The 11,573-nt window shown below is 66.6% G+C and carries 13 protein-coding genes; 9 read left to right on the top strand and 4 right to left on the bottom strand.

All coding sequences use genetic code 11. The annotated features are described in order from the left end of the window. Nucleotides 1-417: 417 nt before the first annotated feature. Both rpsT and mutM read right to left on the bottom strand, forming a co-directional pair. Entirely contained in the window at nucleotides 418-681 is a 264-nt protein-coding gene (rpsT, locus tag G6P88_RS20170) for a 30S ribosomal protein S20 (RefSeq protein ID WP_165324803.1), read from the bottom strand. Between the two features lie 110 nt (nucleotides 682-791). Next, nucleotides 792-1,604: a bifunctional DNA-formamidopyrimidine glycosylase/DNA-(apurinic or apyrimidinic site) lyase gene (mutM, locus tag G6P88_RS20165; protein ID WP_165324802.1), complete on the bottom strand. Its 813-nt coding sequence runs from the start codon at nucleotides 1,602-1,604 to the stop codon at nucleotides 792-794. A gap of 131 nt (nucleotides 1,605-1,735) precedes the next feature. Here mutM and G6P88_RS20160 point away from each other — a divergent pair, with 131 nt between their 5' ends. Genes G6P88_RS20160 through G6P88_RS20135 form a run of 6 tightly spaced genes read left to right on the top strand, consistent with a single transcriptional unit; the run spans nucleotide 1,736 to nucleotide 6,755 of the window. Further along, a complete protein-coding gene (locus tag G6P88_RS20160; RefSeq protein WP_165324801.1) occupies nucleotides 1,736-2,467 on the top strand; it encodes a class I SAM-dependent methyltransferase in 732 nt (243 codons plus the stop codon). Further along, entirely contained in the window at nucleotides 2,464-3,996 is a 1,533-nt protein-coding gene (ubiB, locus tag G6P88_RS20155; RefSeq protein ID WP_165324800.1) for a 2-polyprenylphenol 6-hydroxylase, read from the top strand. The genes G6P88_RS20160 and ubiB overlap by 4 nt, the downstream gene beginning before the upstream one ends. Before the next feature lie 4 nt (nucleotides 3,997-4,000). Further along, nucleotides 4,001-5,218, top strand: a complete 1,218-nt coding sequence (gene coaBC, locus G6P88_RS20150; protein WP_165324799.1) for a bifunctional phosphopantothenoylcysteine decarboxylase/phosphopantothenate--cysteine ligase CoaBC — start codon at nucleotides 4,001-4,003, stop codon at nucleotides 5,216-5,218. After that, a complete protein-coding gene (dut, locus tag G6P88_RS20145) occupies nucleotides 5,205-5,654 on the top strand; it encodes a dUTP diphosphatase (protein WP_165324798.1) in 450 nt (149 codons plus the stop codon). Before coaBC ends, dut begins: the two co-directional genes overlap by 14 nt. 7 nt (nucleotides 5,655-5,661) lie before the next feature. Next, the gene (locus tag G6P88_RS20140; RefSeq protein WP_165324797.1) at nucleotides 5,662-6,411 is read left to right on the top strand and encodes a HesA/MoeB/ThiF family protein; all 750 of its coding nucleotides are present in this window, start codon (nucleotides 5,662-5,664) and stop codon (nucleotides 6,409-6,411) included. Further along, the gene (locus G6P88_RS20135) at nucleotides 6,399-6,755 is read left to right on the top strand and encodes a hypothetical protein (protein ID WP_165324796.1); all 357 of its coding nucleotides are present in this window, start codon (nucleotides 6,399-6,401) and stop codon (nucleotides 6,753-6,755) included. Before G6P88_RS20140 ends, G6P88_RS20135 begins: the two co-directional genes overlap by 13 nt. 8 nt (nucleotides 6,756-6,763) lie before the next feature. Here the strand turns inward: G6P88_RS20135 and G6P88_RS20130 are convergent, their stop codons facing one another. Beyond that, complete coding sequence (locus G6P88_RS20130; protein WP_165324795.1) at nucleotides 6,764-7,033, bottom strand: type II toxin-antitoxin system HicB family antitoxin; 270 nt, start codon at nucleotides 7,031-7,033, stop codon at nucleotides 6,764-6,766. Nucleotides 7,034-7,247: 214 nt separating this feature from the next. After that, the gene (locus tag G6P88_RS20125; RefSeq protein ID WP_165324794.1) at nucleotides 7,248-8,357 is read right to left on the bottom strand and encodes an NAD(P)/FAD-dependent oxidoreductase; all 1,110 of its coding nucleotides are present in this window, start codon (nucleotides 8,355-8,357) and stop codon (nucleotides 7,248-7,250) included. A 48-nt stretch (nucleotides 8,358-8,405) separates the two neighbouring features. Between G6P88_RS20125 and G6P88_RS20120 the strand changes: the two genes are divergently transcribed. From G6P88_RS20120 to G6P88_RS20110, 3 genes are all read left to right on the top strand, one after another. Next, nucleotides 8,406-8,879 (top strand): A24 family peptidase, encoded by a 474-nt coding sequence (locus G6P88_RS20120; protein ID WP_165324793.1) that lies wholly within the window; start codon nucleotides 8,406-8,408, stop codon nucleotides 8,877-8,879. Nucleotides 8,880-8,949: 70 nt separating this feature from the next. Beyond that, nucleotides 8,950-9,957, top strand: coding sequence for a Flp pilus assembly protein CpaB (gene cpaB, locus G6P88_RS20115; protein WP_165324792.1), 1,008 nt, complete (start codon nucleotides 8,950-8,952; stop codon nucleotides 9,955-9,957). Further along, the gene (locus tag G6P88_RS20110) at nucleotides 9,957-11,567 is read left to right on the top strand and encodes a type II and III secretion system protein family protein (protein WP_165324791.1); all 1,611 of its coding nucleotides are present in this window, start codon (nucleotides 9,957-9,959) and stop codon (nucleotides 11,565-11,567) included. The genes cpaB and G6P88_RS20110 overlap by 1 nt, the downstream gene beginning before the upstream one ends. Nucleotides 11,568-11,573 lie beyond the last annotated feature (6 nt).

The raw sequence follows: 11,573 nt of genomic DNA, 5'->3' as shown, positions 1-11,573 counted from the left end.
GCAGCATCCTTCCCGAGCGGACACCGTCCGCCCCCCTGAATTCGAACATCACGAAGGGCAAAGGCTTCCCCGATCCGAAGTCGACGACTCCGGAGCCCCCTTCTGAAAATCCTATTGAAGCCGTTGCGACAGATTCGCGCCGCGGCCGTTGAGCGCACTCTATGGAGAAGCCGCAAAGCGGATCAAGACCATCTATTTCGTCATGAACCCGCAATATGGGCTTGACTCCAGATGGTGCGGGCCTCTGCCTGTGGAAAAATATTTTCTGCCTGTTTTTCAATACCTTGGAAAGGCGAGCTTAGGCATGCTGACAAGAATCACGATAATTCCGAGGGTTACGTTTTTGTGACCCGGACATGACGAAGCCCGCCGGCATGGTGCCGACGGGCTTCGTCGAAAACAGCCTTGGCCGTAACGTTAGCCGAGCGCGGAAACCCGCTTCGACAGACGCGAGAACTTCCGGGCCACGGTATTCTTGTGAAGAACGCCCTTGGTGACGCCGCGGAACATTTCGGGCTGAGCCGCAGCGAGCGCTGCGGTGGCGGCGGACTTGTCGCCGGCAGCAAGCGCGGACTCGACCTTCTTCACGAAAGTCCGGATCCGGCTGACCCGGGCACCGTTGATCTCGGCGCGACGGTCGTTGCGACGGATGCGCTTTTTTGCCTGCGGCGTATTCGCCATGCTCGTTCAAACCCTAGCTATGATGACAGAAGCGGCGCGAGCATCATGCCCTCACCGGGAAGGCCGGCCCAATACACAGAAGCCCTCCCCCGGTCAACCTTGCAGGGCCCCTATTTCTGGCATTTGGAGCAGTAGAAGGTCGACCGCCCGCCATCGACCCGCCGTTTCACCAGCGCCCCGCAATGGCACGCTTCTCCCTCGCGTCCATAGACGAGCCACTGCTTGGCGAAATAGCCCAGTTCGCCATCGGGCCGCGCATAATCGCGCAGGGTCGAGCCCCCGGCCTCGATCGCGGCGGCCAGCACGGTACGGATCGATTCGACGAGTCGGTCGAGCCTCGCACGTGACAGCCTGCCGCCCATCGTCCCAGGCGCGATACCGGTCATGTGCAGCGCCTCGCAGACATAGATATTGCCGAGCCCCGCCACGATGCGCTGGTCGAGTAGCAGAAGCTTGATCGGCGCGATCCGGCCCGCGAGCGCCTTTTCCAGATAGGCGCCGCTCAGATCGGGGCCGAGCGGTTCCGGGCCCAGTGCGAGGAACGGGCCGAAGGATGGAAGCTCTGTTGCCCTTACCAGGTCGACCGAACCGAATCGGCGCGGGTCGCATAAAGCCAGGACACGACCCTGATCGGTTTCGAGAATCAGATGGTCGTGCTTGCCGATATCCGTCGGGTCGATCCTCCACCGCCCCGACATGCCGAGGTGGAAGATCATCACGTCCTCCCGATCGGTCTCGATCAGGCCGTATTTCGCCCGCCGCCCCAGCCCGGTGACCTTGGCACCCGTCAGGCGCTGGCGCAGGTCCGCAGGGAAAGGCCGGCGCAGATCGCCGCGCCGCGTCTCCACGCGGGTCAGGCGGTGGCCTTCGAGAGGAGGGCGCAGGCCGCGCACAGTGGTCTCGACTTCGGGAAGCTCGGGCATGATCCGCCTGTACTGAACTGTGGGGCGCGGCGGAAGCACCACCGGCGGCTTCCCCGACCGACCGGAAACTTTGGGGAATCGGCGGAGACTGGGTTTGCCGTCCGGCCTGCCTGCCGCTAGAGCGTCCCTCCATGAGCGATACCGTTTCCTTCGGCTATGCCGACGTCACGCCCGAAGAGAAGACTGCCCGTGTCGGCGAGGTCTTTCGCAACGTCGCCGGTCGCTACGACCTGATGAACGACGCCATGTCGGGTGGCATGCACCGGCTGTGGAAGGACCGCTTCGTCCGCCGGGTAAAGCCCCGCGCTGGCGAGGAGATTCTCGACATGGCAGGCGGGACCGGCGACATCGCCTTCCGGCTCGCCCGTTCGGGCGCCGCGATCATGGTATCGGACATCAACCCGGCGATGCTCGAGGTCGGCCGCGAGCGCGCAGCCAAGCGCGGAATCGAAGGCCTGTCCTGGTCCGAGCAGAATGCCGAGGCACTGAGCTTCGAGTCGGGCCGCTTCGATGCCTATACGATCGCCTTTGGCATCAGGAACGTCACCTTCCGGGCGCAGGCGTTGTCCGAAGCGCATCGCGTGCTGAAGCGCGGCGGTCGCTTCTTCTGCCTCGAATTCTCCACGACGCTGTGGCCGGGGTTCAAGGAAGTCTACGACGCCTATTCGCACAGTCTCGTGCCCAAACTCGGCAAGCTGCTGGCCGGCGACGAGGAAAGCTATCGCTACCTCGTCGAATCGATTCGCCGCTTCCCGGGCATGGAGGACTTCCGCGCCGAGATCGCCGCGGCGGGCTTCGTGCAGGCTAAGGTCGAGCCGATGCTGGGCGGTCTGGTCGCCATCCATAGCGGCTGGAAGATTTGACCGCCACGATCGTCCATCTCTCCCGCTTGCTTCGGTGGGGGCGCACGCTCGCACGTCATGGCGCGCTGCGGGGGATCGAGCGCGACCCGCTTACGCCGCCGCCCATCCGCCGGCTCGTGCGCATCGCCCGCTTCGGCGCGCGGGTACCCGAACGGCCGGCCTATGCCGACGCCTTCGAGACGCTTGGCCCGGCGGCGATCAAGCTGGGACAGGCGCTGGCGACCCGGCCCGACCTTGTGGGTGAGGAGGCGGCAGCCGATCTCAGCCGCCTGCAGGACGCCTTGCCGCCTGCGCCCTTCCCGCTGATCCGTGCCGCGATCGAACAGGGGCTGGGCAAGCCGATCGAATCGCTCTTCCAGTCGATCGAAGAGGTGCCCGTCGGTGCCGCGTCGATCGCGCAGGTGCACCGGGCCGTCACCACCGACGGCCGCACCGTGGCGGTGAAGGTGCTGCGTCCGGGCATCGAGGAAGACCTCGCCCGCGCGATCGAGACCTATGAATGGGCGGCAGCCCATGCCGAGACGATTGGCGGCGAATTCGCCCGTCTTCGCCCTCGCCTGGTGATCGCGACCTTCCGGCAATGGACCGCGCGCGAGCTCGATCTCAGGCGCGAAGCGGCATCGTCGTCGGAGTTGGCCGAAAACATGCTGGCCGTGCCCGGCTTCGTCGTACCGGCGATCGACTGGTCGCGGACCAGTCGACGTGTCCTGACCATGGAGTGGGTCGACGGCATCAAGATGGCCGACCGGGCGGCGCTCGCCCAGGCCGGCCATGACGGGAAGGCACTCGCCGCGCGCCTGGTCCAGGCCTTCCTTCAGCAGGCAATCGCCGACGGTTTCTTCCACGCCGATCTGCATCAGGGCAATTTGTTCGCCCTCTCGGACGGGCGGATCGCCGCGATCGACTGCGGCATCATGGGCCGCATCGACCGGCGCGCGCGGATCTGGCTGGCGGAAATCCTCCATGGCCTGATCACCGGCAATTATCGCCGGGTCGCGGAAATCCATTTCGAAGCGGGCTATGTGCCGCCGCACCACAATATCGGCGAGTTCACCACCGCGTTGCGCGCTGTCGGCGAACCGATCCGGGGCCTGCCGGCGAAGGACATCTCGATCGGGCAGATGCTCGACGGGTTGTTCGGCATCACCCGCGACTTCGACATGCCGGTCCAGCCGCATCTCCTGCTGCTGCAGAAGACGATGGTGATGGTCGAAGGTGTGGCGACCACGCTCGATCCGGACCTCAACATGTGGGACACCGCCGAGCCCTTCGTGCGCGAATGGCTGCGCTCCGAGCTGGGCCCCGAAGTCTGGCTGGCCGACCGCCTGGTCGACGATCTGCGGACCTTCGCGGCGCTGCCCGACCTCGTCCGGCGGATCGAGGCGCGCTTTCCGGCACCGGGCGGCGCCCCGCCCCCGCCCCCGCTGCGCGAGGTACAGGTTATCCGCATAGGTGCAGGCTGGCGCTATGCACTGACGGCTTTGCTGGCCGGTGCGGCTGGCGCGGCGGCGATGCTTCTCCTAAGCTGATCCGATGATCGCTCCCCGGATATTGCTGATCGTCGGTGGCGGTATCGCGGCCTATAAGGCTTGCGAGCTCGTCCGGCTGATCCGCAAGGGCGGTGGCAGCGTCCGCTGCGTCCTCACCGACGCCGGCGCGCAGTTCGTCACCCCGATGACCCTCGCCGCGCTCTCGGAACAGGAAGTCCACACCAGCCTGTGGGACCTGAAGAACGAGACCGAGATGGGCCATATCCAGCTCAGCCGCGAGGCCGATCTGGTCGTCGTCTGCCCAGCGACCGCCGACATGATGGCCAAGATGGCAGCGGGCATAGCCGACAATCTGGCGACGACCCTGCTGCTCGCGACCGACAAGCCCGTGCTCGCCGTTCCGGCCATGAATGTGCGGATGTGGCTGCACCCGGCAACGCAGCGCAACGTGGCACAACTGCGCGCCGACGGGGTCACCGTGCTGGATCCGGATGAGGGCGCGATGGCCTGTGGCGAATATGGCCCCGGCCGATTGCCCGAACCCGATGTCGTCTGGCAGCATATCGTGGCGATGCTCGATGCGCCGCGCGAGGCGCCCCAGGCCGGCCTCAAGGGCGGGCCGCTCGCGGGACGCCATGTCATCGTCACCGCGGGACCGACGCATGAGCCGATCGATCCTGTCCGCTACATCGCGAACCGCTCGTCGGGGAAGCAGGGCTTTGCGATCGCCGCTGCCCTCGCCACGGCGGGCGGGCGCGTGACGCTGATCTCGGGTCCGGTCACGCTGGCGACGCCGCCGGGCGTGCACAGGATCGATGTCGAGAGCGCCCTCGACATGGCCGCCGCCGTCGATGCCGCGCTGCCCGCCGATGTGGCGGTGATGGTGGCGGCGGTCGCCGACTGGCGCGCCGAGAGCGCGGCCGGACAGAAGATCAAGAAGGACGGCTCGGGCGCAGCGCCGACGCTGACCCTTGCCGAGAATCCGGACATTCTCGCCGGGCTGGGCCGGAGCCCCCGAAAGCCGCGACTGCTGATCGGCTTTGCCGCCGAGACCGAGAAGGTCGTCGACCACGCCATTGCCAAGCGCGCGCGCAAGGGGGCGGACTGGATCGTCGCCAATGACGTGTCCGGAGACGTCATGGGCGGCGACAGCAACAGCATCCACATCGTTACCGAGGCCGGGGTCGAAAGCTGGGAAAGACTGCCCAAGGACCAGGTCGCCACCCGTCTCGTTGCAAGGATCGCCGATGAGTTCGCCTGAAATCGCCATTCGCCTGAAGCGGCTCGACCATGGCGAGGGCCTGCCGTTGCCCGCCTATGCGACCGAACATGCCGCCGGGCTCGACATTGTCGCGGCCGAAGACGTCACGCTCGCTCCTGGTGCGCGCCATGCCGTGGCGACCGGCTTCGCCATCGCGATACCCGAAGGCTATGAAGTCCAGGTGCGCCCGCGTTCCGGTCTGGCCCTGAAGCATGGCATCACCTGCCTCAACACGCCGGGCACGATCGACGCCGATTATCGCGGCGAAGTGAAGGTCATCCTGGCCAATCTAGGCGCCGAGCCTTTCGAGGTCCGGCGGGGCGAGCGCATCGCTCAGCTGGTCCCCGCCGCCGTGCAGCGCGCGCGCTTCGCCGAGGTGGGCGAACTCGACGACACGGCGCGCGGCACGGGTGGCTTCGGGTCGACCGGTCGCTGAGCGACGCATGGCGCTGTCTGACGATCAGCTCGAACGCTATGCCCGCCACATCATCCTCAAGGAGATTGGTGGCGTCGGACAACAGGCGCTGCTCGACGCCTCGGTCGCGGTGATCGGAGCGGGCGGTATCGGCTCGCCGGTCATCCAGTATCTCGCTGCCGCAGGCGTCGGCCGGTTGCGGCTGATCGACGATGATGTCGTCGACCTGTCCAACCTGCAGCGACAGACGCTCTTCGCGCTGGACGATATCGGCCGGCCGAAAGTCGAGGCCGCCGCCGATCGCGTCGCCGCCATCAATCCCGACGTCATGGTCGAAGCTGTCCGTGACCGGATCGACGGTTCCAATGCGCAGCAGCTCCTGGCCGGAACCGATGCGATCATCGACGGCTGCGACAATTTCGCGACACGGCTGGCGGTATCGGACGCTTCAGTCGCTCTGCGCATCCCGCTCGTCTCTGCCGCCGTTGGCCAGTTCGACGGCCAGTTGGCGACATGGCGCGGCTGGGAAGCCGACCAGCCTTGCTATCGCTGCCTCGTCGGCGAGGATCCCGCCCGGGACGAGGTCAGCTGCGCGGAGCAGGGCGTGCTCGGCGCGATCACCGGGATCATGGGCAGCCTCGGCGCGGCGGAGATCGTGCGCGTCATCACCGGCTATGGCGACGATGTGGCCGGACGGTTGTTGCTGGTCGATGCCCTGGCCTTCCGCTTCCGCACGATCAAGGTGTCGAAAGATCCGGCCTGCCGATGCGCGCTCTGATCCTGCTGCTCCCGACGGCGGATCCCGAACGTCTTCATGCGGCGCTGAGCCTTGCGTCCGCCGCCACCGCGGGCGGTCGCGAGACGTCGATCCACCTGCACGAACTGGCGGTAGGCCTGCTCGCCGGTCCGCTTGAAGCGCCCGGCGATATCCGCCGGCAGGCAATCGGCCTGCCGACGCTCGCGCAGATTTTCGAGGAAGCTTTGCAACTGGGTGTTGCCATCAGCGTCTGCCAGAGCGGTCTGGCCTTTTATGACCTGTCGCTCGACCGGCTCGACTCCCGGCTGGATGTCCGGGGACCGGTGTCGGTCATGACTGCGGATGTCGAGATTATTCTGGTCTGAGGCCGCGATCAGACGGCCGGTGCGGGGATGAAGGCGACATAGCTGTCCGGCAGGCGATGTTCGCGGGCCGGGATCGAGGGAAGCGGCAGATGGCGGCCGTAGCGGCCCAGCATCTGGGCATGCTGCTGCAGGGCTTCCGCTGCGGCGAACTCGGCTTCGATCGCCGAAGTGCCGTAGGCGCGGCAGTGCGGTATGTCGATAAAATCGGCCTGATAGAGCCCGCCTTCGCAGTGCACTCTGGCCGGATAGAGCTCCAGACCCTTGAGATAGATACCCATGCTACGCCACCCCGTTTGGATTCTCTCCGATGGCTCCGGACTATGGTTAACGGGCGCCCGTGACAGGATGGTAATTCCTCGTAAGACCTTCGTATAAGACGAAAAAGCCTCGGAAAAATCCAAGTAAATCCTTGGTTCCGTAAGGTAAGGTGCAAACGGTTGCGGCTAGCCGCAACACCTTTGGCCATATGACTTTGCCTAATGGATAGGGGCGTTAGCGGCCATCAAACCTGCCCGGACGATAACGACTCGGATCGATGGCGCCGAGCGACTCGGGCAAGGCGCGGCCGAGCAGCATCGCCGCACCGATCGCGGCCGCCGCAGGGGCGGTCTGGATGCCGAAGCCCCCCTGCCCGGCGAACCAGAAGAAGCTGCTCTCCGCATCAGCCGCGCCATAGACCGGTACCCGATCCGGGGCGAAGCTGCGCAGGCCTGCCCAGGCCCGCTCCTTGCGCGCGACCGTCCAGTCGACGACCCGTTCAAGACGATCGATCGCGCGCGCTACGTCGATTTCCTCCGGCGCCACGTCGCACGGGTCGACCGGCGTCTCGTCATGCGGCGACAGCCAGAGCCGCCCGCCGACCTCGGGCTTGAAATAGCAGAGCCCGGCCGCATCCATCACGAGCGGCATGTCGGGTCGCGTCGCCGGTTCGACCGCCAGTTGGACCATGGTCCTGCGCAGCGGCGCGATCCCGAGCGGCCGCTGCCCCGCCATGGCCGCCACCTCGTCGGCCCAGGCGCCAGCGGCGTTCACCAGCAAATCCGCGCGCACCTGCCCGGCGGTCGTGCCCAGCAGCCAGCCGCCCGGCACGCGATCGGCCGAGAGCAGTCGCGCGCGGGTCCGCATATCGGCGCCCGCGCGCCGCGCCTCCGCCAGATAATGGGCATGCAGTCGCGCCACATCGATGTCGCGGCAGCTCGGCTCGGCAAGCCCCTCGCCATAGCCAAGCCGCAAGCCGGGGATCAGCTGCTCGAGCGCGCTCCGGTCGAGCCGGTCGAGTCTGACGCGACCTTCGAACTCGGCTTCGAGCCGATCGAGATGGCCCGCATCACCCGATGCCGCCAGATGCACCGCGCCGCGCGCGCCCAGAAATCCGGCGCCGTCGAGAAAGGCGAAGGAGGCGCTCGTCAGCGGCTGCACCGCCGGGCCCCCATAGGTTTCCGACCAGAAGGCTGCCGATCGGCCCGTGCTGTGATAGCCGGCGATATCCTCGGCCTCCAGCATCACCACCCGCACCGACCCGGCCAGCGCGGCCGCGAGGCTGGCGCCTGCCATTCCGGCACCGACGATCGCGATGTCGGTCCTGATGATCGGGTCGTTCATGCCCCGCGTTTAGATTTTGGTAAGCGCGGCCGTCTACCCTTCTTAACCATGCCCATGCATTTGCCCGACCTGTTCGGCATCCTTCTGGCCGTGCTGCTGCTGATGGCTGCCTGGACGGATATCCGGACACGGACCATCTCGAACGAGCTGAACGCGGCGATCGCGATCTTCGCTGTCGCATTCTGGTGGGCCATCGGCGAACCGCTCTGGCCCGATGTGGCGCTGCGCATCGCCATCGCACTGGGCCTGTTCCTGCTGTTCGCGCTGCTGTTCATGCTCAGGATGATCGGCGGCGGCGACGTCAAGATGATCGCGGCGCTGGCCTTGTGGCTGCCGGCGCAGGCCCTGTTGCAGATGCTGACCATCATGGCGCTGTCAGGGGGCGTGATCGCGATCATCCTGCTGGTGCGCCACCGCTGGCGCCCCAACGCCGCGCGGCCGGAGCTGCCTTATGGCGTCGCCATCGCGCTGGGCGGGCTGTGGGTCATCGCAAACGGCTTGTTAACCACATCGGCCGCATAGCCCTGTCGGGGGTCCCGTTTCGGGACAGTCCTTCATGGCCCGAAGCGCGGGCGAGAACGGATCTTGAACGATGGATGCCAGGAAGTTGCTGCTTCTGATCATGGCGCTGGTGATGGCGGGCATTTCCGCCGTCGTCTTTCGCTCCATGTTCGGCGGGAAGAGCGAAGCCGAGGCCGCTCCCGCGCTGTCGGCGCCCGCCGCACAGGCCAGCGGGCCCGAAGTGGCCGTGGCGATACGCCCCCTGCCCGTCGGCGCGATCATCAGTCCGGAGAGCATCCGCTATCAGCGCTGGCCGGCCGAGCTCGTCGGCAACAACTATTACATCAAGGGGCAAAGCGACCTCGCCGCCCTCAACGGGTCGGTCGTTCGCTATGCGATCACCGCCGGTGCACCGCTGACCCAGGGCGCCCTCGTCAAGCCGGGCGACCGCGGATTCCTCGCGGCGGCACTGGGCCCGGGCATGCGCGCGATCACCATCTCGGTTTCCGCTCAATCCGGCGTCGCCGGCTTCGTCTTCCCCGGCGACCGGGTCGACCTGATGCTGACGCAGGAGGTTCCCGGTGGCGGCGACGGCCCGCCGCTTAAGGCCGCCGAGACCATCATCCGCAACCTGCGCGTGCTGGCGACCGACCAGCGCACCGACAAGACCGTGGATGAGGAAGGCAAGACGGTCGTCGCCAACACGTCGAACGTCACGATCGAGGCTACCCCGAAGATCGCCGAGAAGATCGCAGTCGCCCAAACCATCGGCCAGCTGTCGCTTGCGCTCCGCTCGATCGCCGACAATCGCGCCGAGCTCGAGGAGCGCATCGCCAGCGGCACGGTGAAACTGCCGGCCGATGTCGATCCCAAGGCGGAACGGCAGATGCTGCTCGAGCTGACCTCCCGCCCGATCGACGACAATCCGAGCTATACCGTCGGCGCCGACGTATCGCGCTTCCAGCGGTCCAGCGTGCCGCCGCGGACGTCCGCCGGGGCATCGGCTGTACCCGCATCGCCGGCTTCGAACCCCGGAGGTACCGGCGTCCGCGTGGCACGCGGCAATACGGTCACGCTCAGCAATGCGGGCGCCAAGTGATGCGCAACCGCTTCCCGAACCGCCGCCTGCGGCCCGCGATCGCACTGGTGCTAGCCTCTGCGGTGCTGTTCCCGGCTGTCGCCGAAGCGGCAACGGCGCGTGGCACCGGCGCGGTCCGCACGGCAACCATCGGCCGCCCGACCGACACCGTCACCTTGTCGATCGGTTCGGGCGAGATGATCTCGCTGTCGGCCGCGATGACCGATCTTTTCGTCGCTGACGACAAGATCGCCGACGTGCAGGTGCGGTCGTCGACCCAGCTCTACCTGTTCGGCAAGGGCGCTGGCGAGACGGCAGTCTATGCCACCGACCGGGCCGGCAAGGTCATCTGGTCTTCGATCGTCCGGGTCGGCGCAAACATCACCAGCGTGGACGCGATGCTCAAGCTCGCCATGCCGGAAGCCGCGATCACCGCGACGACCATGAACGGGATCGTTCTACTGACCGGCACCGTCGAGAGCCCAAGCGCGATCGAGGAAGCCCAGAAGCTGGTCGAGCAGTTCGTCGGCAAGGACATACAGGTGGTCAACCGATTGAAATCGGCGGTCCCGCTTCAGGTCAACCTGCAGGTCAAGATCGCCGAGGTCAGCCGCGAGTTCGCCAAGTCGATCGGCGTCAATCTGCTCAATCGCGACACAACCGGCGGCTTCCTGTTCGGCATCGCCCAGGGCCGGAGCTTCGGGAGCATCGCCAACACTGACATCAGCGGCCTGCCGCGGATCGACGCATCCTCGGTCTATGGCTTTCCGGCGGGCACGTTGTCGCTGCCGTTCAATCCCGCGACGGGGCAGTTCGTGGTCTCGCCCGGGACGACCTATAATCTGAGCTCGCTCGGCAAGGGGGCGGGATCGGGAACCTCGCTTGGACTGGCCGGCAAGTTCCTGGGCCTGGATATCGCGGCCGCGCTCGATCTGGCCGAGGCCGATGGCCTCGTCTCCACCCTCGCCCAGCCCAATCTCACCGCGATTTCGGGCGAGACGGCCAGCTTCCTTGCCGGCGGAGAAATCCCGATCCCGCTGTCGCAGGGCCTCGGCGCCGTTTCGGTCGAGTTCAAGCAATATGGCGTCAGCCTGTCCTTCACACCGACGGTGCTCGCCGACGGCCGCATTTCGCTGCGCGTTCGACCCGAAGTGTCGCAACTGACCGATGCCGGCTCCGTGCGTCTGGCAGGTTTCACCATACCCGGCATCACCACGCGCCGCGCGGAAACGACTGTCGAGTTGGGGTCAGGCCAGGCCTTCATGATCGGCGGCCTGATGTCGAACGGACAGAATAGCAGCGTCGACAAGGCGCCTGTGCTGGGCGACCTTCCGATCCTCGGCGCGCTGTTCCGGTCGAGCGCGTTCAAGCGCAACGAGACCGAGTTGATGATCGTGGTCACCCCCTATCTTGTGAAGCCGGTATCGCCGCAGCAGATCGCCCTTCCCACGACGGGCATGAAGACTGCGACCGACGCCGAACGCTTCATCGGTGGACAGACTTTCATGGGCCGTTCGGGTGAACGCGACCCTGCCCCCAAGCAGGCGCCGCCGAGGACCGTCCCCGCGACCGGGGCATCGACGGCAGCACCGCAGCCCGCGGTCCCCGATGCCGGCTTCTCGACCCAATGATCGCGA

The sequence above is a fragment of the Rhizorhabdus phycosphaerae genome, assembly GCF_011044255.1.
In the GTDB taxonomy this organism is placed as follows: Bacteria; Pseudomonadota; Alphaproteobacteria; order Sphingomonadales; family Sphingomonadaceae; genus Rhizorhabdus; species Rhizorhabdus phycosphaerae.
Note: the sequence above shows the minus strand (reverse complement) of the source record. Positions and strands in the feature narration are given on the sequence as shown.

What these genes read in the sequence shown, in the direction of transcription:
- rpsT (WP_165324803.1), bottom strand. Translation starts at nt 681, where the DNA reads ATGGCGAATACGCCGCAGGCAAAAAAGCGCATCCGTCGCAACGACCGT.
- mutM (WP_165324802.1), bottom strand. Translation starts at nt 1,604, where the DNA reads ATGCCCGAGCTTCCCGAAGTCGAGACCACTGTGCGCGGCCTGCGCCCT.
- G6P88_RS20160 (WP_165324801.1), top strand. Translation starts at nt 1,736, where the DNA reads ATGAGCGATACCGTTTCCTTCGGCTATGCCGACGTCACGCCCGAAGAG.
- coaBC (WP_165324799.1), top strand. Translation starts at nt 4,001, where the DNA reads ATGATCGCTCCCCGGATATTGCTGATCGTCGGTGGCGGTATCGCGGCC.
- dut (WP_165324798.1), top strand. Translation starts at nt 5,205, where the DNA reads ATGAGTTCGCCTGAAATCGCCATTCGCCTGAAGCGGCTCGACCATGGC.
- G6P88_RS20140 (WP_165324797.1), top strand. Translation starts at nt 5,662, where the DNA reads ATGGCGCTGTCTGACGATCAGCTCGAACGCTATGCCCGCCACATCATC.
- G6P88_RS20135 (WP_165324796.1), top strand. Translation starts at nt 6,399, where the DNA reads ATGCGCGCTCTGATCCTGCTGCTCCCGACGGCGGATCCCGAACGTCTT.
- G6P88_RS20130 (WP_165324795.1), bottom strand. Translation starts at nt 7,033, where the DNA reads ATGGGTATCTATCTCAAGGGTCTGGAGCTCTATCCGGCCAGAGTGCAC.
- G6P88_RS20125 (WP_165324794.1), bottom strand. Translation starts at nt 8,357, where the DNA reads ATGAACGACCCGATCATCAGGACCGACATCGCGATCGTCGGTGCCGGA.
- G6P88_RS20120 (WP_165324793.1), top strand. Translation starts at nt 8,406, where the DNA reads ATGCCCATGCATTTGCCCGACCTGTTCGGCATCCTTCTGGCCGTGCTG.
- cpaB (WP_165324792.1), top strand. Translation starts at nt 8,950, where the DNA reads ATGGATGCCAGGAAGTTGCTGCTTCTGATCATGGCGCTGGTGATGGCG.
- G6P88_RS20110 (WP_165324791.1), top strand. Translation starts at nt 9,957, where the DNA reads ATGCGCAACCGCTTCCCGAACCGCCGCCTGCGGCCCGCGATCGCACTG.